This is a genomic window from Fictibacillus halophilus, assembly GCF_016401385.1.
In the GTDB taxonomy this organism is placed as follows: Bacteria; Bacillota; Bacilli; order Bacillales; family Fictibacillaceae; genus Fictibacillus; species Fictibacillus halophilus.
The window spans coordinates 3,133,853-3,156,942 of record NZ_JAEACF010000001.1; the positions used below are offsets into that span (position 1 = coordinate 3,133,853).

The following is a 23,090-nucleotide window of genomic DNA, read 5'->3' on the forward strand; positions in this document are numbered from 1 at the left end:
TACCTTCTTCATTTTCTATAATCTATGAAAATAGGGAGGAAAATATGCACATTTTAAGAGAATAAGGAACCTACAAAGCTAAACAGGCTATCAAATATTTCTACCACAAAGAATTTCGTCTCAATTTCATCTGCTTCATTCGCTTCCGCAGCTTCCGCATCAGCGGCTGTATCCACTACATCGCCTTTGCCTTCTTTATTTTCTTTTACAGCATCCCCATTTTCAAAGTCCAGAAAGCATAATGGCGGGAAGAGCACACACCACCAGTTCTTCCCTTCACCTTCGCCAAGTGTGATCAGTACTGCTTCATATTGTCCTGCCGGATAGATGAAATCGCCGTACATTTTAGTAGGAAAAGCCACTTTGTTTAACTCTACAGAAAACGTCTTCTCAAGTCCTGCCTCATCCAGCTTACTTTGAACAATCTTTTCGATCGTTGGCAGCTGTTTACGAATGATCTCACGTGCTTCAGAAATCGTAGATAACTCATCCACCCAAGTTGTGATCTGGGCGTTCACTTCATCACGGATCTCGCGCTTTAGCTTTTGGTCAGCATCCGTATTGCTGTTTGCTAGAATGCGAAGTCTGATCGATTCTTCAGGTATCTTAACAAAGGCGTTCATTGTTGCGTTCGCCACCTTGGTTTGTGTTTCAAAAAATAAGAACATCACCGCTAGAGATATAAGAACTAGAATAAAGAAATGATTGCGTTTTTTCATTGTTTTTTCCTCCCCCGTCGTATCTAACCACAGTTTGGACAGAGTGGGATTTTTTCATACTAGTAATCTAGTAAATTTCATTCTGTTTGATTCGACAAAAGAAAAACTCCTCACTATATAACTTTTTCTAAATAGATGTTAGCTGATGAATTATTTATCTTCGTCATTGGCAAGTTGATTGGAACGGAAGGTTGCCGACTCCTGCGGGACAAGCGGTCAGGTGAGACCCTTAAGGGCGCATAGCGGCAAGGGGCTCACCGCCTGCCCCGCGGAAAGGAGCAACCTGGAGCGGAAGTCAACACGTTCAAGGGCATTACTAGAGAAAAATTTACCAACTTGCATACTGCTTCTAATTCTGTTAACTTAAATGTGTAAACGGTTACATATTAGTTTTAGAGGAGGCGGAAATTTGGTTACCATTCGTGATGTGGCAAAGAAATCAGGTGTATCGGTTGCGACCGTATCTCGCGTTTTGAATGCGAATGGATACGTTCATGAAGATACACGCAAAAAAGTGATGGCTGCCGTTGATGAGCTGAAGTACAGCCCAAATGAAGTCGCCCGCTCCCTCTATAAAAAGAAATCCAAACTGGTCGGCTTGTTGCTGCCAGACATTACGAACCCCTTCTTTCCACAGCTGGCAAGAGGTGTAGAAGATGAGATGCAAAAAGGCGGTTATCGTATTCTTTTTGGAAATAGTGATGAGAATGCTGAGAAAGAGCTAGATTATTTGAACACGTTTATTCAAAACAATGTAGTCGGCATCATTTCAGCCACGAACAATAAAGCAAAAAACAACTATCAAAATCTTTCCATTCCCGTAGTTTTTTTAGACCGAACATCTACGGACTATCCATCGGTCTATGCGGATGGAAAAGAAGGCGGAAGAATGGCCGCAGAAGAGATTGTGAAAAGAGGCAGCAAACGGATCACGATTTTGAAAGGTCCCGCGCACATCCAGCCTGCTCAAGACCGTTTTCAAGGTGCGTTAGCAGTGTTAAGCCAATCGAACATTGATTTTCATGTGATGTCGACTACTTCTTTTGCCTTTGAAGACGCAGAGAAATGGGCGAAAGAACTTTTTGCAACGTATCCTGATACAGATGGTGTGTTAGCGAGCAACGATATTGTGGCCACAGCCGTCTTACATGAAGCTCTTCGTCTCGGAAAATCGATTCCAGAACAACTGCAAATCATCGGGTTTGATGATATACCACAAAGCAGTTTGTTGTTCCCTTCCCTATCCACCATTCGCCAGCCGGCTTATGAGATGGGAAAAGAAGCGGCACAGCTGCTTGTGAAAATTATCAATCAAGAAAAAGTCCACCATAAGCAGGTTCAACTGCCTGTTACATTTATAGATCGAAACACAACAAGAAAGGTTGATGAAAATGGTTAAAATCGTAGTCATCGGTAGTTCTTCGATGGATCTCGTCGTTACATCTGATCAACGTCCAGAAGCAGGAGAAACTGTTTTAGGACGTTCATTTAAAACCGTACCAGGAGGAAAAGGGGCGAACCAAGCTGTTGCGGCTGCTCGACTTGGTGCGGAGGTATACATGATCGGATGTGTTGGCGATGACCATTATGGAGCGGCAATCCTAGACAACTTTAAACAAAACGGTGTTGATGTAACGAATGTGGAACCGGTTACAGATACAGAGAGCGGTACAGCTCATATTATTTTAGCTGAAGGTGATAACAGCATCGTCGTCGTTAAAGGTGCGAATGATCATGTGACTCCCTATTATGTGGAGAAATCAGAAGCGCTCATCAAACAAGCGAATATGGTACTCATTCAGCAAGAGATCCCTGAAGAAACGGTCGAATATGTAAGTGAGCTTTGCAAGGAGCTTGATGTTCCGTTGTTATTGAATCCAGCACCTGCTCGCCCACTCTCTAAAAAAGTGATCGACAATGCTAGCTACCTTACACCGAACGAACATGAAGCAGCGGTTCTTTTTGATGGTCTATCAACAGAGTCAGCCCTAAAACAGTATCCAAACAAAGTATTCATTACAGAAGGAAAAGCAGGCGCTCGTTATTTTAATGGTGAAAAAGAGATCACCGTTCCCTCTTACACAGTAGAAGTAACAGATACGACAGGAGCTGGAGATACGTTCAACGCCGCACTAGCTGTTGCTTTAGCAGAAGGCAAAAGCATCACTGAAAGTTTGCAGTTCGCCAATCGAGCCGCTTCCCTATCTGTTACGAAGTTCGGTGCGCAAGGCGGCATGCCGAATCGATCAGAAGTGGAGGCATCTTTATGAAAAGACACGGCATCTTGAACAGTCATATCTCAAAGGTTTTAAGTGACCTCGGCCACACAGATCTTATCGTGATCGCGGATGCTGGTCTTCCGATTCCGAGCGATGTTCCGCGAATCGATCTGGCACTCACGCTCGGGGTACCGAGCTTTAAAGATGTTGTTTCCGCTGTATCAGAGGATATGGTCGTGGAACAAGTGATACTCGCAAGTGAGATCAAAGAGAAGAACGAAGAAACGTTAACGTATATGAACGATACTTTTTCTGAACCAGAACAAAAATTCGTTTCTCACGAAGCGTTCAAGCAATTAACAAAGCAGGCGAAAGTAGTCATTCGAACCGGTGAAGTGACGCCGTATGCTAACTGTATCCTGCAAGCAGGTGTAATCTTCTAAAAAGAGGTGATCGTTTTGCACATTCAAATGAACGACATATATAAAGCTTTTGGTGCCAATCAAGTCTTATCAGGTGTCCACTTCGACCTTCAACCAGGCGAAGTGCATGCCCTAATGGGTGAGAACGGTGCTGGAAAATCAACGTTGATGAACATTTTAACCGGACTTCATAAAAGAGATTCGGGAACCATTCAGATCGATGGACAAGAACGATATTTTGATAATCCGAAAGAAGCCGAGAAGCACGGAGTCGCGTTCATCCACCAAGAATTGAACGTATGGCCTGATATGACCGTTCTCGATAATCTTTTTATCGGAAAAGAGCTGAAGTCACCGTTCGGTCTTTTAAGAACAAAAGAAATGAAAGCGCTGGCAAAAAAGCAGTTTGAAAAGCTAGCGGTTACGATTCCACTTGAAAAAGACGCAGGACTCTGTTCAGTTGGTCAACAGCAGATGATCGAGATCGCAAAAGCGCTTATGACAAACGCCAAAGTCATCATCATGGACGAGCCCACCGCTGCCCTTACAGAGCGTGAGATCGAAAAATTGTTTGATGTGATCAACGCTCTACGAAAAGAAGGCGTTTCGATTGTTTACATCTCACACCGTATGGAAGAGATTTTCGCGATCTGTGACCGAATAACGGTGATGAGAGATGGTAGAACGGTTGATACGAAAGCGATCTCAGAGACTAGCTTTGATGAAGTGGTACGAAAGATGGTCGGCCGTGAGCTTACAGATCGTTTTCCGGAGCGAAATCCACAAGTCGGTGAGACCATTTTAGAAGTGAAGAACGCAACGAGAAATGGAATCTTTGAAAATATTAGTTTCTCTGTAAGAGGCGGTGAGATCGTTGGCATTTCCGGCCTGATGGGTGCAGGTCGAACGGAGATCATGCGCGCGTTATTCGGTCTCGATCAGCTAGATTCTGGCGAGATCTGGATTGGCGGTCAGAAGGTAACGATCAAAAACCCATATGAAGCAGTAAAACGCGGGATCGGTTTTATTACCGAAGACAGAAAGAACGAAGGCTTGGTGCTCGATTTTTCAATACGTGAAAACATGGCACTGCCGAACTTACGAAGTTTTTCTAAAAATGGTGTGATCAATTATAAAACAGAGACTGACTTTGTTGACATGCTCATCAAACGTTTGCAGATTAAGACCGAATCGAGCGAGACGAACGCCAAGAACCTTTCAGGAGGCAACCAGCAAAAAGTGGTTATTGCAAAATGGGTTGGAATCGGACCAAAAGTATTGATCTTGGACGAGCCAACAAGAGGCGTTGACGTTGGTGCGAAGCGTGAGATCTATCAGTTGATGAACGAACTTACCGATCGTGGTGTAGCGATCATCATGGTCTCGTCAGAACTTCCAGAAGTTCTTGGCATGAGTGACCGCATTCTTGTCGTTCACGAAGGACAGATCAGCGGTGAGCTTACTAAAAGCGAAGCAACGCAAGAAAGAATTATGACATATGCAACGGGAGGACAATAAAATGAAAACGTCACCGGCTAAAGTAAATCATGTAGAAAATCTCATGCAAAAACTTGGACCTCTATTAGGACTGTTGATTCTCGTCACGATCGTCTCAATCCTAAACCCTAGTTTTCTAGAACCCCTTAACTTACTAAACTTATTGCGCCAAGTCGCAATCAACGCACTAATCGCCTTTGGTATGACATTCGTTATTCTAACGGGCGGAATCGACTTATCCGTTGGTGCCATACTCGCGTTATCAAGTGCACTGATGGCGGGAATGATCGTATCAGGCGTTGATCCGATGCTAGCGATCTTGATCGGATGTTTACTAGGTGCTGTAATGGGTGCGATCAACGGTCTTTTGATTACGAAAGGAAAAATGGCTCCATTTATCGCTACACTCGCAACGATGACCATTTTCCGTGGACTGACTCTCGTATATACGGATGGTAATCCGATCACGGGTCTTGGCGAAAGCTATATGTTCCAACTTTTTGGACGAGGCTATTTCTTAGGTATTCCGGTTCCAGCGATCACGATGATGCTTGCTTTTGCAGCGTTTTGGGTGATCCTTCATAAAACACCGTTCGGACGAAAAACGTATGCAATCGGCGGTAACGAAAAAGCAGCAATCATTTCAGGAATTAAAGTAACTAAAGTAAAAGTCATGATCTATTCACTAGCAGGACTATTAGCAGCACTAGCTGGGGCCATCCTTACGTCCCGTTTAAACTCTGCTCAACCGACTGCCGGTACCTCGTATGAACTCGACGCGATCGCAGCAGTTGTTCTAGGTGGAACAAGCTTATCGGGTGGCCGCGGACTGATCGTTGGAACATTGATCGGCGCATTAATCATCGGAACGTTGAACAACGGTTTGAATCTATTAGGTGTATCTTCGTTCTTCCAAATGGTCGTAAAAGGTATCGTTATTCTGATCGCGGTATTGATCGACCGTAAAAAAGCAGCTTAGGAGGGTTTCTAAATGAAAAAAGCATTATTACTCGTCATGTCTTTATCTGTTTTCTTATTAGGTGCCTGTTCTTTAGAGCCCCCTTCATGGGCAAAGCCGGCTAAAAAAGGTGATGGCGAAAAAATTAAAATTGGTTTATCCGTTTCAACGCTTAACAATCCGTTCTTCGTATCGATGAAAAACGGCGTGATCGATGAAGCGAAAAAGCAAGGTGCGGAAGTAATTGTTGTCGATGCACAGAATGATTCTGCGAAACAAGTAAACGATGTAGAAGATCTTTTGCAGCAAGGCATTGATACTCTGTTGATCAATCCAACAGATTCAGCAGCGATCTCAACCGCTGTTCAATCTGCGAACAACCTTGATGTTCCGGTTGTCACACTAGACCGCTCAACAGATAAGGGAGATGTAGCCACGCTTGTTGCCTCAGATAATGTAAAAGGCGGCCAGATGGCGGGTGACTTTATAGCAGAAAAGCTCGGTGAAGGAGCAAAGGTAGCTGAATTAGAAGGCGTACCTGGAGCTTCAGCAACACGTGAGCGTGGAAAAGGCTTCCACAATGTAGCTGATCAAAAGTTAGACGTTGTTGCCAAACAAACGGCTGACTTTGATCGAACAAAAGGATTAAACGTCATGGAGAACGTCCTTCAAGGAAATCCAGATATTAAAGCGGTTTTCGCTCATAACGATGAGATGGCGCTAGGCGCACTTCAGGCGATCAACAGCTCTGGTCGAGATGTGCTCGTTGTTGGCTTTGACGGAAATGAAGACGCAATCAATGCTGTAAAAGAAGGAAAGCTTGCAGCAACCGTCGCACAACAGCCTGACCTGATCGGTGAACTTGCAGTAAAAGCAGCGTCTGACGTACTAGCAGGAAAGAAAGTAGAAAAGAAAATTGCAGCACCACTGAAGTTGATGGTGAAAGAAGAATAGTTGAACAGAGTAGAATAATAGTAGAATGAATGAAGTTAGAAAAGGCCGACTGGATGCAAGCGTTACATGCTTGTACCTAGTCGGCCTTTTGAATTGTGTGTAAATTGTTTGGGGTCTGACCCGGGGTCAGACCCCATTTCCCACGTTATTTCCCGAAGATGGCGAACACCATGCGGTCTTTGCCGCTGATGTCTTCCTTTACATACACATCCGCACCAGGAAACGTGACACGAAGCATGCCCGCTACCGTCTCCCCCTGCCCCGCTCCTACTTCAAAGCCTACGATCGCTTTTTCTTTTAGAACGAGCGGCAGTTCTTCCATGAATCGTCGATAGAACACATAGCCGTCTTCCCCGCCACTTAGTGCCCTCATCGGTTCACGGTCTTTTACGATCGTTTCAAGGACCGCGATCTCATGATCAGGAATGTAAGGCGGATTCGATACGACTACATCAAGTTTTTCCCCACTACTAATAAAAGGCTGTAAAAGGTCACCATGCAGGAATGTAACCTCTGCAGCAAGTCGATCAGCGTTTCCTTTTGCTACCTCAATCGATTCTTCTGCAATATCAACCGTGAATACGTTCAAACGTTTATCTTCAAGAGCTAATGAGATCGAAATGGCTCCACTTCCCGTTCCGATATCTGCAACTGTAACCGTCTCATCATCACGAAAATGCTCTGAGATAAGAGTTAGTGTGTGTTCGACTAACTCTTCTGTTTCCGGTCTTGGGATTAAGACTTCTTCGTTCACAAAAAACGTTCGGCCGTAAAATTCTTCTTTACCGGTAATATACTGAACAGGCTCGCCTTCAACGTGACGAGCGACAGCAGCCTTAAGCTGATCAAGATTCTCTTCACTCATCACATCATGAAGGCGCATGAGCATCTCTGTTCGGTTTACATCGCCTAAAACATGTCTCATCAAAATTTCTGCCGCAAAGCTTTCACGTCCGTTTTCAGCTAAAAAAGAAGAAGCCCACGCGAGGGCTTCATGAACTTTTGTACTCATTTTACGCGTCCGCCTGAGCTTTCATCTTGCTTGTTTGGTCTTCTGTAATGAGTGCTTCAACGAACTCATCCATCTTACCAAGTAAGATCTGATCTAGCTTTTGAATTGTTAGACCGATACGGTGATCGGTAACACGGTTTTGCGGGAAGTTGTACGTACGAATACGCTCTGAACGGTCACCTGATCCTACCGCACTCTTACGTGTCTCATCGTACTCTTTTTGTATTTCTCGTTGAATCTTATCATAAACACGCGCACGAAGAACCTTCATCGCTTTTTCTTTGTTCTTGATCTGTGATTTTTCATCCTGACACGATACAACCGTACCTGTAGGAACATGTGTTAAACGAACCGCTGATTGAGTCGTGTTTACAGACTGACCCCCAGGACCAGAAGATGTAAACGTATCAACACGAACGTCTTTTTCGTGAATCTCAACTTCAACTTCCTCAGCCTCTGGAAGTACAGCAACCGTCGCTGTAGACGTATGGATACGTCCGCCTGATTCTGTTGAAGGGACACGCTGAACACGGTGTGCGCCGTTTTCATATTTAAGCTTCGAATAAGCCCCAGCACCATTGATCATAAAGATGATCTCTTTGTATCCGCCAAGTTCTGTGTATGAAGCTTCGATTACTTCGGACTTCCATCCTTGCATCTCTGCATAGCGTGTGTACATACGGTAAAGGTCGCCTGCAAAAAGAGCTGCCTCGTCTCCACCTGCTGCACCACGAACCTCGACGATAACGTTCTTGTCGTCGTTCGGATCTTTTGGAAGCAATAGGATCTTTAACTGAGCGGTAAACTCTTCGATCTGTTGATTAAGACCAGAGATCTCTTCTTTTACCATCGCAGTCATTTCAGCATCAAGCTTATCTTCGAGCATCATTTTAGCTTCATCCAATTGCTCTTTCGCTTCTTTAAACTCACGATAAACCGCTACCGTTTCTTGAAGGGAAGATTGCTCTTTTGAATAATCGCGCAGCTTGTTCGTATCATTTATAACCTCAGGGTCGCTGAGTAATTCATTTAACTTGTCATATCTTGCTTCGATCGTCTCTAAACGTTCTAACATGGTTTTTCACCTCTGTTTTATATGCATAACATTATAATTATAGACTATTACAGGGCTTACAGTCAAAAGCAAAAAGGAACGAAATCAATAAAAAAGGCCGCCCTTTCCTTAAAAAGAGAGCCTTTATGAAACTTGAGACGATATTTACATTTTTCGTTTTTGCAGCGACTCTCTCATCGATTCAGCCAATTCTTTCACGTCGATCAATCTTTGAACTTTTTCAGCATCTTTTACAAACCCATACTTGATCTGATTGGTTTCTGTTACGGATATCCGTGCTGGGTGTTTTTCGATCAGCAACATCTCATCACCTGCTGCAACCATCCCTTCTTTTAGAACACGAAGGTAATAACCGGTTCGGCCCGTATCTACTACCTTTTTGATCATATCCGGCCGACAAAGAATTGATGCTAATGTCTGACAGGGTTGACGAGGCTGGGTGATCTGCACGATCGCGTCTCCCAGAGAAAACACGTCACCGATAAAAACATCATCCTCTAAAAGACCCATAACTGTAAGGTTTTCACCGAAAGATGGGATAGATAACGGCACTTCTAAATTCAGTTCCGTCGTCCACTTTTCATAATGCTCAAAGGGATACACACAGACTGCTTTATCGGATCCACCATGGTGCTTCGTATTCCCCACTCCGTCACCTTCAAAGTGTGTTTTATGTAAATACACAGGTTGTTGCTGCGGCGTTTTGTTGTAGGCTGTAAAAAAAGTTTTATTTTGAGTCTCCACTTCTTCTGGCAGCTTAATGTTTAACGAAGCTATATTCCCCTTCATTCCCCTCACCTCACGAAAAGCATAGCACAGGACAAAAGGAAATTAATAGGAAAAGATATTCCGACGCAACTGCTCGTAATCGATACGTTCTTGGTTCATTCGAATCGCTTTCGTCAGCTCCTCGATCACCACTTTTTCGTTCGTAATCACATTAAACACATAAGGAATGGTCGCAAAATGCCCCAGAAAATGTGTACAACCGACATAACGCGGATTGTCAGTTTGGTAATCATGTTTATATTTAATGATAAAATTGCCCATGCCTTCATAGACAGGATCCAATGGTTTTTGTTCAAGCTTCTTTATCAGTGTATGAATCGGCTGAACCGGTGCGTTCCAGTCCGTTCCGTTCGATTTGATCTCTAGCACAGTCCACCACCTCTTTCTACTATCATAGTTCGTTTTAACTCTGTACTTCTTGTTGGTCAAAGTGAAGAGAGTTGTGGCATCATACTTATAAACGTTACTTTTTTCGGAACAATGGGAATACTATATGGTTAGAGAGACGTAAGGAGCTGATCAGATGAAATATTGCATTATTGGTGGCGATGCGGCTGGCATGAGTGCCGCGATGCAGATTGTTCGAAATGAAAAAGATGCTGACATAACAGTTCTTGAAAAAGGCGGTATCTATTCTTATGGACAATGTGGACTTCCTTATGTTGTAGGCGGGCTCATCCCTTCTACTGATGAGCTTATTGCTCGCAGTATTGAGACGTTCCGTGAAAAATACGGCATGGATGCTCGTACGTTTCACGAGGTAAAGGCTATAGATACGCACTCTAAAACAGTGTCTGGTTTACATACGAAGACAGGGAAACCATTTGAGGTGCCTTATGATAAGCTTTTAGTTGCCACAGGTGTGAGTCCGATCATACCGAAGCAATGGACAGGACTGCATCTACAGGGAATCTATCCGCTTAAGACGATTCCTGATGCCGAGAATCTCATGGCCGGGTTAAAAAATGTTCAGAACGTAACCATTATCGGTGGAGGATACATCGGCCTCGAGATGGCTGAAAACGTGCTAAGACTTGGTAAAAAGGTACGTATCATCCAGCGCAGCAACCAGCTTGGAAATATCTTTGATGGTGATTTTGCTCCATTTATTCATGAAGAAGCAGAAAAACACGGGATCGAACTTTGTTTAGAAGAAGAAGTGCTTGGTTTTAAAGGCGACGATCACGTTCAATTCGTAAAAACAGCTAAAAAAGATTATCCAACTGACTTAGTTATCGTTTCCGTTGGTGTTTCTCCAAACACAGACTTTTTAAAAGAAACGGACGTAGCACTCAATGAACAGGGAGTTATCGTTGTAAATGAGATGATGGAAACGAGTGTAGAGGGTGTGTATGCCGCTGGTGATTGCGCGACCCACTATCACCGAGTTAAAAAACTAAATGATCATATTCCATTGGGGACGACAGCTAATAAACAAGGGCGTATCGCCGGATTGAACATGGTAGGTGTGAAGAAACCTTTTAGAGGAATCGTAGGAACGTCTATCATTCAATTTATGGATCTAACACTTGGAAAAACAGGCTTATCGAGTAGAGAAGCAGAAAAGCTGAACATTCCTTTTGCAGAAATCAAGATAACTTCAAAAAGTCATGCTGGTTATTATCCGGATCCAAAGAAGTTAGAAATAAAATTAACGTATCACAAAGAAACAGAAAAGTTATTAGGTGCGCAAATTATCGGTGAAGAAGGCGTTGATAAACGTATCGATGTGCTCGCAACCGCTCTTTATCATGATATGGATGTAGAGGAATTGGCAGATTTAGATCTAGCATACGCTCCTCCCTATAACGGTTCATGGGATCCAATTCAGCAGGCTGCACGAAGACTTGGGAAATAAATTGGGAAATGGGGTCTGACCCCATTTCCCGTTTTATTTCCCACATTAGTGATCGATCTTTAGTGAGAAGTTATATCGCGGAACAGCTCGTTCTACGGCGTTCATAATTTTACGATGCGTAGCTGCTCGTTCTTTTTTGGACATATCATGTGGCACGTTCACATGAATGTGGGCATAATTTCCGTTAACTGTGACCATCTGCGGATTGATTCCAGATGAATCAATAACAGCCTGACGAATCATATCCTGATCATCGGAAAGATCAAATCGAGTGGTGTTCATCGTCCGATAATCATTTGGATTCATGTTCGTGTCATAGCTGTAGTTAGTTCGTGGTTCGTTTTTGGTTAGGTGGTAATTGATAATCCCATGACCAAACAGGTTATCCCGAATATCCCGTTTATCTTCATGAGCGGCAGGCTCAATTTTAGCCCCTTCTTCTTTATAAGACTGCATAGGTGAACATGCTGTTGTTACCAATAGTGTAAAAAGCGGCGCATACAATGCCTTTTTCACTATAAACACCTCCCATATCGTTAGGATTTCCTGTTTAGGAGGTGATTATGTTAAGTTGATGGCCGTTTCTAGGAGGATGATTGTCAAAGGTAGCGATGAATCCACAAATTTGGAGCTTAAATCCAAAAGTTTTAGCCTTCAATCCATAATTTCTTTCGTTCAATCCACAAGTTTTAGCCATTTATCCACGAGTCGACATACCGCGACATTTTTCGACTTCACCTGCATGCTACCTCAGTCCTACCAACATCAAAAAAAGCCCGAGAGCACTTAGCTCCCGGACAATATCGTATCAAACCTTATTTCAACCGACCTTCAAAGCCCTCTGCGCTTGATAGGAGGTTTCTTTTCTTTCCTGGTACTTCATGACAATGGCGGCAGCGCGGTTCATACGACTCGGATGCGCCCACTAGGATTACTGGATCATCGTAAGAAGCAGGTCTGCCATCGATCAAACGCTGTGTGCGGCTCGCAGGTGATCCACAAACCATGCAGATCGCTTGAAGCTTTGTCACATGTTCAGCAAGAGCCATCATTTTTGGAACGGGTCCGAACGGCTCGCCTTTAAAATCTTGGTCTAGTCCTGCCACGATAACGCGCAGTCCTTGATCCGCTAATTCTTGAGCAACTGGGATGATATCTTCATCAAAGAATTGCACTTCGTCGATCGCTACGACTTCGGTTTCAGGCAATACGTTTTTTAAGATCTCCACAGAACGTCCGACCGGTTCAGCCATAACAGCTGTTCCATTATGAGACACAACCGATTCCTCGCTATAGCGGTTATCGATCAGCGGCTTAAACACCTGTACTTTTTGCTTTGCATACGTCGCTCTTCTTACGCGGCGAATAAGTTCTTCTGATTTCCCAGAGAACATGCTGCCGCAGATCAATTCGATCCAGCCATTTTGATTCATCACATACATGGCCTGCTCCCCCTTTCGCAACAATCTTTCCTTTAGTATGTACGAAATGTATGATGTTCTACCATACATAAACGTTCGGTACTGGAGTGCTTGACTCCTTTTAAGGCGTATAAAAAACCCGGTCCATCAAAACAGTTACCGAGTTCTTGTTTTCTATAAAATACAAAAGAAAAAAGGGCAAGAAAGACTCCTGCCCTTTTACTTGCAACAAATTACTTAAGGTTGTATTTCTTCTTAAAGCGGTCAACACGTCCACCAACATCAGAGAACTTCTGACGTCCTGTGTAGAACGGGTGAGTGTCAGAACTAACATCCACTTTGATTACTGGATATTCGTTACCGTCTTCCCACTTCATTGTCTCGCTTGAAGACAAAGTTGATCCTGAAAGGAAGCTAAATCCGCTTTGAGCGTCAACAAAGATAACCTTTTTATAATTCGGATGAATTCCTTGTTTCATTCTAATTCCACTCCTTCTGCCCTGTTTCCTATGCGGAGACAGAGTTATAAACACATAAAAATAGTATAACAGGGACAAAACCCATTTGCAACCATACTTTTTCGTTAGTTTGTTACGGGTTTAGCTCTCTTTGGCGTTCCCTTTTTTTCACTTTCAAACAGCTCGAAAAACTCTTCGTTATTCTCTGTTTTACGCATACGTTTCATGAATTTATCAACGAAATCAAACGAGTCATCCATCGTCTTACGGATCGACCAAAGTGCCTCAAGATGATCTTTTGCGATAAGCATCTCTTCTTTTCTCGTTCCAGAACGGCGAATGTCGATCGCAGGGAAAATACGGCGCTCAGCAAGCTTACGGTCTAAGTGAAGCTCCATGTTTCCTGTTCCTTTGAACTCCTCGTAGATGACATCATCCATACGAGATCCAGTGTCCACTAGAGCCGTTGCTAAAATCGTTAAGCTTCCGCCTTCTTCGATGTTACGAGCCGCACCGAAGAAACGCTTCGGACGGTGGAACGCAGCAGGATCGATACCACCAGAAAGTGTACGGCCGCTTGGCGGAATAACAAGGTTGTATGCACGAGCCAGACGAGTGATGCTATCGAGCAGGATCACAACATCCTTTTTGTGCTCAACAAGTCGCATCGCACGCTCTAAAACAAGCTCTGCCACTTTAATATGGTTTTCTGGTACTTCATCAAACGTTGAACTTACAACGTCTCCTTTTACAGAACGCTCGATATCCGTTACTTCCTCAGGACGCTCATCGATAAGCAAGACAATCAGCTCTACTTGTGGGTTGTTCGTTGTCACACTGTGTGCGATTTCCTTCAGCAAGCTTGTCTTACCCGCTTTTGGAGGAGCGACGATCAGACCACGCTGACCAAAACCAACTGGCGCCATCATGTCGATGATACGCGTTGAAATGTTGTTGCTCGTTGTCTCCATAACCATTTTCTTTTCCGGATAAAGAGCCGTCAGTGCAGGGAAATGCACGCGTTCTTTTGCCGTTTCAGGGTCCTCACCATTGACCGCATTCACTTGTAAAAGTCCATAATAACGTTCGTTTTCCTTTGGAGGACGAACTTTCCCAGATACTTTGTCTCCGTTTCTTAGATCGAATCGACGGATCTGTGAAGCTGAGATGTAGATATCTTGAGAACTTGGTGAATAGTTGATCGGACGCAAGAAGCCGAATCCTTCGTTTGGAATGATCTCCAATACACCTTCCATAAAGGAATAACCATCAAGCTCTGCTTGTGCTTTCAAAATAGAAAACATCAATTCACGCTTTGTTAATTTACCGTAATACTGAATATTATATTGTTTGGCGAGCTCATAAAGCTCTTTTAATTTCTTTGTCTCTAATGTTGCTAAATCTATCCCCATAGTGACACCACGCTTTTCTATTAATAACTATCTTTTATTTTGTTTATGCTTGAAATGGGATTTTTTATGTTGGTTTGGTTTTGGTTTTTTTAATGGAAGGAGTTCCTTTGAAAGTTAAGGGTATTAGTGGGTATGAAGAAAATATTAACCTAATGAATCATACTTCTTATTTTAACCACATATTGAGTCTTTAATCAAGCAACAGAAACTCAGAAGTAAATGACTTCTAACGAGAATTTACAATACATGCTGAGCTTTTGCAACTGAAACTAAGATTAATTCATGTAATTGTAACGGAAAGACCGGACTACTTGTCCGGCCTTCCCTCTCATTTATGGTTTGATCACAAGATCTGGTTTCTTCTTCAAGCTATGTCTTCCATCGATAAATCGTACGGTTCCTGACTTCGCACGCATAACTACGGATTGCGTTGTACCCGTTGATCCGTCAAAACGTACGCCTTTTAAAAGCTCGCCGTCTGTAACGCCTGTTGCAGCAAAGATCGCATCGTCGCCTTTTACAAGGTCGTCCATGTACAAAACACGATTCACGTCGTCGATGCCCATACGTTTGCAGCGTTCTAATTCTTCGTCGTTTTGAGGAAGAAGCTTTCCTTGAAGCTCTCCACCGAGGCATTTTAACGCAACAGCTGCGATTACACCTTCAGGAGCTCCTCCTGAACCGAATAAAATATCAACGCCTGTATCATCGAACGCCGTATTGATCGCTGCTGCTACATCGCCATCAGATATCAGCTTGATACGCGCACCCGCTTCACGAATATCTTGGATGATCTGTTCGTGACGAGGTCGGTCTAGGATTACTGCCACCAAGTCTTCAATGTTTTTATTTTTCGCTTCTGCTACTGCTCGTAAGTTATCAATAACCGGTGCGTTGATGTCGATCTTCCCTACACTTTCACGCCCAACCGCGATCTTGTCCATGTACATGTCTGGTGCGTGAAGAAGGTTTCCGTGGTCTGCGATCGCTAGAACGGCCAAAGCGTTCCACGTTCCCGATGCAACGATGTTCGTTCCTTCTAACGGATCGACTGCAACATCTACGCGAGGACCATAGCCTGTCCCCAGTTTCTCTCCGATATAAAGCATAGGAGCTTCATCCATCTCGCCTTCACCGATCACAACTGTCCCTTTCATCGGAACCGTATCAAAAACGTTACGCATCGCAGTTGTTGCTGCATCATCCGCTTCGTCTTTCTTTCCTCTTCCCATCCAACGTGCTGATGCAAGAGCCGCCGCTTCTGTTACACGAACAAGCTCCATCGATAAACTTCTCTCCATGTGTGTTTCCCTCCCCATACTTTAACCGCTTACATAATTATCCTGAAGAAAAATCACCAGGTGATGGTGATTTCTCGTTTTAACTTATGAATTCTTAAGCTCTTCCATCTCTTCCGCACCTAAGCTCTCACGCCAAACTTTAGCGCCAAGCCCTTTTAACTTGTCTACTAAAGATTCGTAGCCGCGATCGATGTGCTCAAGACCAGAGATCTCTGTAACACCTTCAGCCATCAGACCTGCTACAACAAGCGCTGCTCCAGCACGAAGGTCAGAAGCTTTTACTTTTGCGCCTTCCAGTTTCGCTGGCCCATTTATTATAGCAGAACGTCCTTCTACTTTCACATTCGCTCCCATACGGCGAAGTTCGTCGATATGTTTAAAACGTGCACTGTAGATCGTATCGGTTACAATGCTCGTTCCTTCTGAGCTCGTTAAAAGTGAAGTGAACGGCTGCTGAAGATCCGTCGGAAATCCTGGATAGACGAGCGTTTTGATATCAACGCTCTTCAGTGGATCTTTTCCGCGATACACGAGCACTTGATCATCTTTTGTTTCAATGTAAACGCCCATCTCTCTTAATTTTGCGATGAGAGATTCTAAGTGTAAAGGTATAACATTATCTAGCAAGACTTGCTGACCCATAGATGCTGCTAGAATCATGTAAGTTCCCGCTTCAATGCGGTCCGGAATGATCGAGTGACGGCAGCCATGCATCTCATCGACACCATCGATACGAATAACATCCGTTCCTGCTCCTTTGATCTTGGCACCCATGCTCGTTAAAAGGGTAGCCACATCAATGATCTCAGGTTCTTTTGCCGCGTTTTCAATGATTGTTTGGCCTTTAGCTCTTACTGCTGCTAGCATGATGTTGATGGTCGCCCCAACACTAACAACGTCCAAGTAGATTCGTGCACCAACGAGCTCGTCCGCACGAAGATAGATCGCTCCTTGCTCGTTCGTTACTTTTGCGCCTAACGCTTCAAAGCCCTTGATGTGCTGATCGATCGGACGAGGTCCTAGGTTACAGCCTCCTGGCAATCCGATGACCGCTTTTTTGAAACGGCCAAGCATCGCACCCATCAAATAGTAGGAAGCACGAAGCTTTTTCACTTTTCCGCTCGGCAGCGGCATCGCAATCATTTTTTCAGGGTTAACCGTTAGAGTCTGATTCTCATCCAGGTAAGCTTCCCCTCCGATTTCCTCTAACAGATCACGTAGAATACGAACGTCTGATATGTTAGGCAAACCTTCAATGGTAACGGTAGATTCTGCTAATATCGTTGCGGGGATCAACGCCACCGCACTGTTTTTTGCTCCGCTTATATGGACCGTTCCTTCTAGAGGATAGCCCCCTTCAATCATCAGTTTTTCCATGGTAAACTCCTTTCAGTAAGAGTCACAAAAGTTGTGATTGTGTTACCTTTTTAGATAGTACTATTATTTACCAATATTTTCTTTTCATGTATAAAAATTTGTGTGTTGCTTTGTTGTTTCTTGCGGGCATGTTGATTTCCGCTCCAGGTTGCGCGCTTTCCATGGGGCGAACGGTGAGCCTCCTGCCGCTTCGCGCCATTAGGAGTCTCCACCTGACCGCTCGTCCCATAGGAGTCGGCAACCTTCCGCTACAATCAACTTGCAATGAAGATGCTAAGAACTTTTAATAAGGACACTCTTTTTCTAAAAGATAGTACTTTCAAATCTCGCCTTCTATGACTGTTGATTGGAGTGTAAGATGCGAGACTCCTGTGGGACAGGCGGGCAGTCCTCAAAGTGGAAGTGGCTCGTTCAGCCCCGACAAGCAAAAGGTGAATGGATTTGAAGGCGCACTTTGCCTTCTTAGCCATTTAACTTTTGACCTCGAGGGTCTAGCCACTGCAACTAGACAGGTGAGACACTTAAGAGTGAAACGTCTGAATGTGGCTCACGGCCTGCCCCACGGAAAGCGAGCATCTGAAATGGAAATCAACCACTTCCAAAAGTGTTATTTGCAATTACTTCCTGTTTGCAGCGTCCCAGTCAGCTAGGAATTTCTCGATCCCTTGGTCTGTTAGTGGGTGCTTTACTAGACCTTTGATTACGTTTGGTGGAATTGTTGCAATGTGCGCGCCTCGTAATGCCGCTTCTGTTACGTGAACAGGGTGGCGGATCGATGCTGCGATGATCTCTGTTGGTATCTCATGAATCGCAAAAATTTGTGCCACTTGTGAGATAAGCTCCAAGCCATCTTGACCGATATCATCTAAGCGGCCTAAGAACGGTGAAACATAAGTTGCCCCAGCACGTGCTGCAAGCAATGCTTGGTTTGCATTAAAAATAAGCGTTACGTTTGTTTTAATGTTTTCATCAGAGAACGTTTTCACTGCTTTTAATCCGTCCAGAGTCATTGGAACTTTTACCGTGATGTTTGGTGCGATCTTTGCTAGTTCACGACCTTCTGAAACCATTTCCTCATAAGAAGTTCCGATCACCTCAGCACTAACAGAACCCGGTACAAGGCTTGTGATTTCCTTTAATCTTTCATGAAAATCAACGCCTTTTTCTTTAGCGACTAAAGAAGGGTTCGTCGTTACTCCAGATAAAATGCCCAGGTCATAGGCTTCTTTAATATCATCAATGTTTGCAGTATCAATAAAGAATTTCAAAAATAATCACTCCTGTTTTTTTGAGTATGTCTATCTTTTATATTCTTTTATAACATGTTCGTCTTCATACACGAAGGATTACGCTTACAAAACTTCGCATTACACTTTTGTTATCTATACGTGGATTCTGTTTTTCACTCTTATAGTGTAAATGAAACCGCCTATGATGTATAGGCGGTTTCATGAGAAAGGTTATATTAAGCTTTGTTAGAAGAACCAAACTCACGCATTTTTCCAGCTACAGTAGCTTGGATCGCATCACGAGCTGCAGTTAAATAGCTACGTGGATCATACTTGTCCGGGTTAGATCCGATGTATTCTTTAACAGCTTTGTGAGAAGCAATTTGGTTTTCAGTGTTTACGTTGATTTTAGCAGTTCCTAAAGAAATTGCTTTTTGGATATCTTTTGTTGGGATACCAGTACCACCATGAAGTACAAGAGGTACACCAGTTAGTTCCATAACTTCTTTCATGCGGTCGAATCCTAAGTTAGGCTCACCTTTGTAAGGTCCGTGAACAGATCCTAGTGCAGGCGCGAAGCAGTCAACACCAGTCTCACGAACAAGTTGATCACACTCAGAAGGGATCGCGTAAGCTGCATCAGCATCTTCAACAACTAGATCGTCTTCTTGTCCACCGATACGGCCAAGTTCTGCTTCAACAGAAACACCGTGGAAGTGAGCAAGTTCAACCACTTTTTTAGTAAGAGCGATATTCTCTTCTAACGGGTGGTGAGATCCGTCGATCATTACAGATGTGAAACCTGCATGAATCGCTTCAGCACACTTTTGGTAGCTAGAACCGTGGTCAAGGTGGATCGCTACAGGTACAGTTACTTTGTACTCTTCCATAAGCGCTTCAACCATAGCAACTACAAGCTTGAATCCGCCCATATAACGAGCAGCACCTTCAGAAACACCAAGAATTACTGGAGATTTCTCTTCTTGTGCAGCTTTAAGGATCGCTTGAGTGAACTCAAGGTTGTTCAAGTTAAATTGACCAACTGCATAATTTTCCGCTTTTGCTTTTTCAAGCATTTCTTTCATTGAAACTAAAGGCATAGTAATGTCCTCCTTAGATATTGGCACGAGCAGACCAACTACATTTTGTATAGTATATTTGCTGAAATGTGCATACACAGCAAAAAGAAGCCACTTTAGTTTACCTTTCATGGCGTCTTGCTAAACATTTCATTATGCTCATATTTCATTCTAGTATAGCATACCAATATCGCCTGAAAACCGCAACACATCAACGTTTTCGGGGTGTAACCGCTATCATTGGCGACACGCCTGCATTTCTTAATCTTTTATGAAGATGGCGTGTTTAATGGAAGTTCTTTCCTAACAGCTGCACGGATCTCATCAATATCAAAAGGTTTTGCAAAATGAGTGATTGCTCCCAGCTTCATAGCCTCATGAATCATGTCCAGCTCACCATAAGCTGTCATAATGATCACTTGAATCGTCTCATCATGTTTTTTTACACGACGAAGGATTTCCAAACCATCCATTCCAGGAATCTTCATATCTAAAATGACAAGATCAGGGCGGTCTTTCTCCACAATCGAAAGAGCTTGTACTCCGTTCGCTGCCTGATACGTCTTATAACCTTCTTTTTGAAAGATTTCGTTTAAAAGAATTCTGATGCCATACTGATCGTCTACAATTAAAATTTTCCCGCTCATTATTGCTCACCTCATCTAGAGTTTCTTTACAAAACCAATTTGTCCCTATACCATTCGAGACAGAGGATATCAATTCCTGCTGTTCCCCATGATTTGTATTGTTAAATTAAGTATACTAAATTAATAAATAAAAACACGATGATTTGAAAAATAAGGAGTCCTTTTTCATGTTAAAAATATTTTCAACACAAGTTGCAGGATTACTAAAATCCATTTCGGATAAAGAAGAACAGTCGATTGAAGAAGCTTCACGTTTACTGGCACAGACCGTTTTGTCAGAAGGAACTGTATATTTTAAGGGATTCGACGAAATGGAAGCCGTTGTGAGTGAAGCACTATATGGAGAGAATAAATTCCGCGCCGGGGCTAATTTTTCAGATGAATTGTTATCTGAGCTGCTGCCGGTCGATAGTGTAGTAGTGGCTTCGCGCTTTTTAGATGATAAAAAAGCTGTGGCGCTATGTTCAGAAGTACGTAAAAATGTTGGTTGCAACGTCATTTTGATCGGCGGACGAAGAAAAGAAGCAGAAATGGACGTGAATCTTGATGAATTAGCCGATATCGTGATCGACACGAAGGCCGTTCGTGGATTAGTGCCGCTTGATGATGGTTCACGACTAGGTTTTCCGTCTGGATTGACTGCTTTATTCGCGTATTACGCCCTATTTTTAACGACAGAAGAGATTTTAGAAGAATATGATGAGGAATAAAGTGGAAGCTTGGCTTAGTGCCTAGCTTTTTCTTGTTTATGAGTAACAATTAGTGCAGATTCACGTAGAAAACCATTTTAGTGGTATACCCACCCGGGTAATCATGCCGTTAATTCGAGAAATATCTGAGATAATCCCGCGAATTATGAAGATATTCCCGCGAGTTTTTCCATTATTCCGGCGAGTTTTGCCCATATATCGGCGAGTCGATCTATTTCGACAAATTCCAAGCAACAAATACCCCTCACCCACATAAAAAACGACAGCTCCCACTGAATAGGAAGCTGCCGGTTCATACATTCTTAGTTCTTCAATTGTGTTACCGCACCGATAAAGTCACGGAATAGTGCTTGCGGGCGTGTTGGTCGTGATGTGAATTCTGGGTGGAACTGTGACGCAACAAACCACGGGTGATCTTCTAACTCGATGATCTCAACAAGACGTCCATCCGGAGATGTTCCAGAGAAGATAAATCCTGCTTTCTCCATTTGTTCACGGTATTCGTTGTTGAACTCATAACGGTGACGGTGTCTTTCGTAAACAACTTCATCGTTATATGCTGCGAACGCTTTTGTATCTTCTTTAATCTTACACGGATACAGTCCAAGGCGAAGTGTACCACCTAGGTCTTCGATGTCCTTTTGTTCAGGAAGAAGATCGATAACCGGGAACGGTGTACCAGGCATAAGTTCTGCAGAGTGAGCACCATCAAGTCCGAGGACGTTACGAGCAAACTCTACGGAAGCAAGCTGCATACCAAGACAGATTCCTAAGAAAGGAACTTTGTTCTCACGTGCATATTGAGTAGCTAGAATCTTACCTTCTACCCCTCTGTCACCGAATCCTCCAGGAACTAAGATACCATCAGCATCTTGAAGAAGTTCTTTCACGTTTTCAGCTGTTACGTTTTCAGAGTTGATCCAGTCTATCTCAATATCTGTATCAAAGTGATAGCCTGCATGACGAAGCGCTTCAACAACAGAAATATAAGCATCTTGTAAAGATACATATTTTCCGACTAATGCGATCTTTGCTTTCCCTTTTAAGTTCGTCACTCGGTTGATCAATTCTTTCCACTCTGCCATGTCTGGCTCATGCGTTTCAAGCTTAAGGTGTTTGCAAACAAGCTCGTCCATCTTCTGCTCTTGAAGATCGATCGGTACTTGGTAAAGCGTATCTGCATCTCTCGCTTCGATAACTGCTTTTGGATCGATATCACAGAAAAGACCAATCTTGTCTTTCATTTCTTGAGGAACCGGCATCTCCGTGCGAACAACGATAATATTTGGCTGGATACCAAGGCTACGAAGCTCTTTTACACTATGTTGTGTCGGCTTCGTCTTCAACTCACCCGCTGCACGGATATAAGGAATCAGTGTACAGTGGATATACATAACATTTTCTGAGCCTACATCACTTTTGATCTGACGGATCGCTTCTAGGAACGGCAAGCTCTCGATGTCCCCAACTGTTCCGCCGATTTCTGTGATTACTACATCTGCATTTGTTTCGCGACCAGCACGGAAAACACGCTCTTTGATCTCGTTCGTGATGTGTGGAATAACCTGAACTGTTCCACCAAGATACTCACCGCGACGCTCTTTTCTAAGAACGGTAGAATAAATTTTACCAGTCGTTACTGAGCTGTATTTATTTAAGTTAATATCGATAAAACGCTCATAGTGACCTAAGTCTAAGTCCGTTTCCGCACCATCATCCGTTACGAAAACTTCACCATGCTGATAAGGGCTCATCGTCCCTGGATCCACGTTGATGTAAGGATCGAATTTTTGCGTCGTCACTTTCACTCCGCGGTTTTTTAATAAACGGCCTAATGATGCTGCAGTGATTCCTTTTCCTAAAGAAGAAACAACACCGCCTGTAACAAAAATATATTTTGCCATGTTTTCAATCCCCCTAAATTTTCTAAAATAAGTATGTGCGTTTAACGCT

General features: G+C 43.4%; 23 protein-coding genes. 8 read left to right on the forward strand and 15 right to left on the reverse strand.

The genetic code is table 11. The features are described 5' to 3' along the window. Window positions 1–53: 53 nt before the first annotated feature. A complete protein-coding gene (gene spoIIR, locus I5J82_RS16035) occupies window positions 54–719 on the reverse strand; it encodes a stage II sporulation protein R (RefSeq protein WP_198768684.1) in 666 nt (221 codons plus the stop codon). 409 nt (window positions 720–1,128) lie between these two features. Here spoIIR and I5J82_RS16040 point away from each other — a divergent pair, with 409 nt between their 5' ends. Genes I5J82_RS16040 through rbsB form a run of 6 tightly spaced genes read left to right on the forward strand, consistent with a single transcriptional unit; the run spans window position 1,129 to window position 6,769 of the window. Continuing rightward, the gene (locus I5J82_RS16040; RefSeq protein WP_198768685.1) at window positions 1,129–2,118 is read left to right on the forward strand and encodes a LacI family DNA-binding transcriptional regulator; all 990 of its coding nucleotides are present in this window, start codon (window positions 1,129–1,131) and stop codon (window positions 2,116–2,118) included. After that, a complete protein-coding gene (gene rbsK, locus I5J82_RS16045) occupies window positions 2,111–2,989 on the forward strand; it encodes a ribokinase (protein WP_198768686.1) in 879 nt (292 codons plus the stop codon). Before I5J82_RS16040 ends, rbsK begins: the two co-directional genes overlap by 8 nt. After that, window positions 2,986–3,381 carry a D-ribose pyranase gene (gene rbsD, locus I5J82_RS16050; RefSeq protein ID WP_198768687.1) on the forward strand — a complete coding sequence of 132 codons (396 nt, stop codon included), beginning with the start codon at window positions 2,986–2,988 and terminating at the stop codon, window positions 3,379–3,381. Before rbsK ends, rbsD begins: the two co-directional genes overlap by 4 nt. Window positions 3,382–3,396: 15 nt before the next feature. Then, on the forward strand, window positions 3,397–4,878 hold the full coding sequence (locus I5J82_RS16055) for a sugar ABC transporter ATP-binding protein (protein ID WP_198768688.1): 1,482 nt from the start codon (window positions 3,397–3,399) through the stop codon (window positions 4,876–4,878). A 1-nt stretch (window position 4,879) separates the two neighbouring features. Next, on the forward strand, window positions 4,880–5,836 hold the full coding sequence (gene rbsC / locus I5J82_RS16060; protein ID WP_144696880.1) for a ribose ABC transporter permease RbsC: 957 nt from the start codon (window positions 4,880–4,882) through the stop codon (window positions 5,834–5,836). A 12-nt stretch (window positions 5,837–5,848) separates the two neighbouring features. Next, window positions 5,849–6,769: a ribose ABC transporter substrate-binding protein RbsB gene (gene rbsB / locus I5J82_RS16065; RefSeq protein ID WP_198768689.1), complete on the forward strand. Its 921-nt coding sequence runs from the start codon at window positions 5,849–5,851 to the stop codon at window positions 6,767–6,769. A 145-nt stretch (window positions 6,770–6,914) separates the two neighbouring features. Here the strand turns inward: rbsB and prmC are convergent, their stop codons facing one another. From prmC to I5J82_RS16085, 4 genes are all read right to left on the reverse strand, one after another. After that, window positions 6,915–7,781, reverse strand: a complete 867-nt coding sequence (gene prmC, locus I5J82_RS16070) for a peptide chain release factor N(5)-glutamine methyltransferase (protein ID WP_198768690.1) — start codon at window positions 7,779–7,781, stop codon at window positions 6,915–6,917. A gap of 1 nt (window position 7,782) precedes the next feature. Further along, complete coding sequence (prfA, locus tag I5J82_RS16075) at window positions 7,783–8,856, reverse strand: peptide chain release factor 1 (protein WP_198768691.1); 1,074 nt, start codon at window positions 8,854–8,856, stop codon at window positions 7,783–7,785. A gap of 144 nt (window positions 8,857–9,000) precedes the next feature. Next, on the reverse strand, window positions 9,001–9,645 hold the full coding sequence (locus tag I5J82_RS16080) for an MOSC domain-containing protein (protein WP_198768692.1): 645 nt from the start codon (window positions 9,643–9,645) through the stop codon (window positions 9,001–9,003). A 42-nt stretch (window positions 9,646–9,687) separates the two neighbouring features. Next, a complete protein-coding gene (locus I5J82_RS16085; RefSeq protein ID WP_137791141.1) occupies window positions 9,688–10,014 on the reverse strand; it encodes a hypothetical protein in 327 nt (108 codons plus the stop codon). Window positions 10,015–10,168: 154 nt separating this feature from the next. On the opposite strand from I5J82_RS16085, the gene I5J82_RS16090 reads away from it, so the two are divergent. Further along, window positions 10,169–11,503 (forward strand): FAD-dependent oxidoreductase, encoded by a 1,335-nt coding sequence (locus I5J82_RS16090; protein ID WP_198768693.1) that lies wholly within the window; start codon window positions 10,169–10,171, stop codon window positions 11,501–11,503. 45 nt (window positions 11,504–11,548) lie between these two features. On the opposite strand, the gene I5J82_RS16095 is transcribed toward I5J82_RS16090, so the two are convergent. From I5J82_RS16095 to I5J82_RS16135, 9 genes are all read right to left on the reverse strand, one after another. Beyond that, window positions 11,549–12,019, reverse strand: coding sequence for a hypothetical protein (locus I5J82_RS16095; RefSeq protein WP_198768694.1), 471 nt, complete (start codon window positions 12,017–12,019; stop codon window positions 11,549–11,551). Window positions 12,020–12,318: 299 nt separating this feature from the next. Next, entirely contained in the window at window positions 12,319–12,945 is a 627-nt protein-coding gene (locus I5J82_RS16100; RefSeq protein ID WP_198768695.1) for a thymidine kinase, read from the reverse strand. A 212-nt stretch (window positions 12,946–13,157) separates the two neighbouring features. Beyond that, a complete protein-coding gene (locus tag I5J82_RS16105; protein ID WP_066399025.1) occupies window positions 13,158–13,403 on the reverse strand; it encodes a type B 50S ribosomal protein L31 in 246 nt (81 codons plus the stop codon). Between the two features lie 104 nt (window positions 13,404–13,507). Then, entirely contained in the window at window positions 13,508–14,794 is a 1,287-nt protein-coding gene (gene rho / locus I5J82_RS16110; RefSeq protein ID WP_137791145.1) for a transcription termination factor Rho, read from the reverse strand. Window positions 14,795–15,126: 332 nt separating this feature from the next. Then, window positions 15,127–16,095, reverse strand: coding sequence for a class II fructose-bisphosphatase (glpX, locus tag I5J82_RS16115; RefSeq protein ID WP_066244703.1), 969 nt, complete (start codon window positions 16,093–16,095; stop codon window positions 15,127–15,129). A gap of 84 nt (window positions 16,096–16,179) precedes the next feature. After that, a complete protein-coding gene (gene murA, locus I5J82_RS16120; RefSeq protein WP_137791147.1) occupies window positions 16,180–17,472 on the reverse strand; it encodes a UDP-N-acetylglucosamine 1-carboxyvinyltransferase in 1,293 nt (430 codons plus the stop codon). 617 nt (window positions 17,473–18,089) lie between these two features. Continuing rightward, on the reverse strand, window positions 18,090–18,740 hold the full coding sequence (gene fsa / locus I5J82_RS16125) for a fructose-6-phosphate aldolase (RefSeq protein WP_066399032.1): 651 nt from the start codon (window positions 18,738–18,740) through the stop codon (window positions 18,090–18,092). A 197-nt stretch (window positions 18,741–18,937) separates the two neighbouring features. Next, on the reverse strand, window positions 18,938–19,801 hold the full coding sequence (fba, locus tag I5J82_RS16130; protein ID WP_198768696.1) for a class II fructose-1,6-bisphosphate aldolase: 864 nt from the start codon (window positions 19,799–19,801) through the stop codon (window positions 18,938–18,940). 248 nt (window positions 19,802–20,049) lie between these two features. Beyond that, window positions 20,050–20,430 carry a response regulator gene (locus I5J82_RS16135; RefSeq protein WP_171005594.1) on the reverse strand — a complete coding sequence of 127 codons (381 nt, stop codon included), beginning with the start codon at window positions 20,428–20,430 and terminating at the stop codon, window positions 20,050–20,052. Between the two features lie 164 nt (window positions 20,431–20,594). On the opposite strand from I5J82_RS16135, the gene I5J82_RS16140 reads away from it, so the two are divergent. Beyond that, a complete protein-coding gene (locus I5J82_RS16140; protein ID WP_198768697.1) occupies window positions 20,595–21,137 on the forward strand; it encodes a DUF2529 family protein in 543 nt (180 codons plus the stop codon). A 302-nt stretch (window positions 21,138–21,439) separates the two neighbouring features. Here the strand turns inward: I5J82_RS16140 and pyrG are convergent, their stop codons facing one another. Beyond that, the gene (gene pyrG / locus I5J82_RS16145; protein WP_198768698.1) at window positions 21,440–23,041 is read right to left on the reverse strand and encodes a CTP synthase; all 1,602 of its coding nucleotides are present in this window, start codon (window positions 23,039–23,041) and stop codon (window positions 21,440–21,442) included. Between the last annotated feature and the right edge of the window lie 49 nt (window positions 23,042–23,090).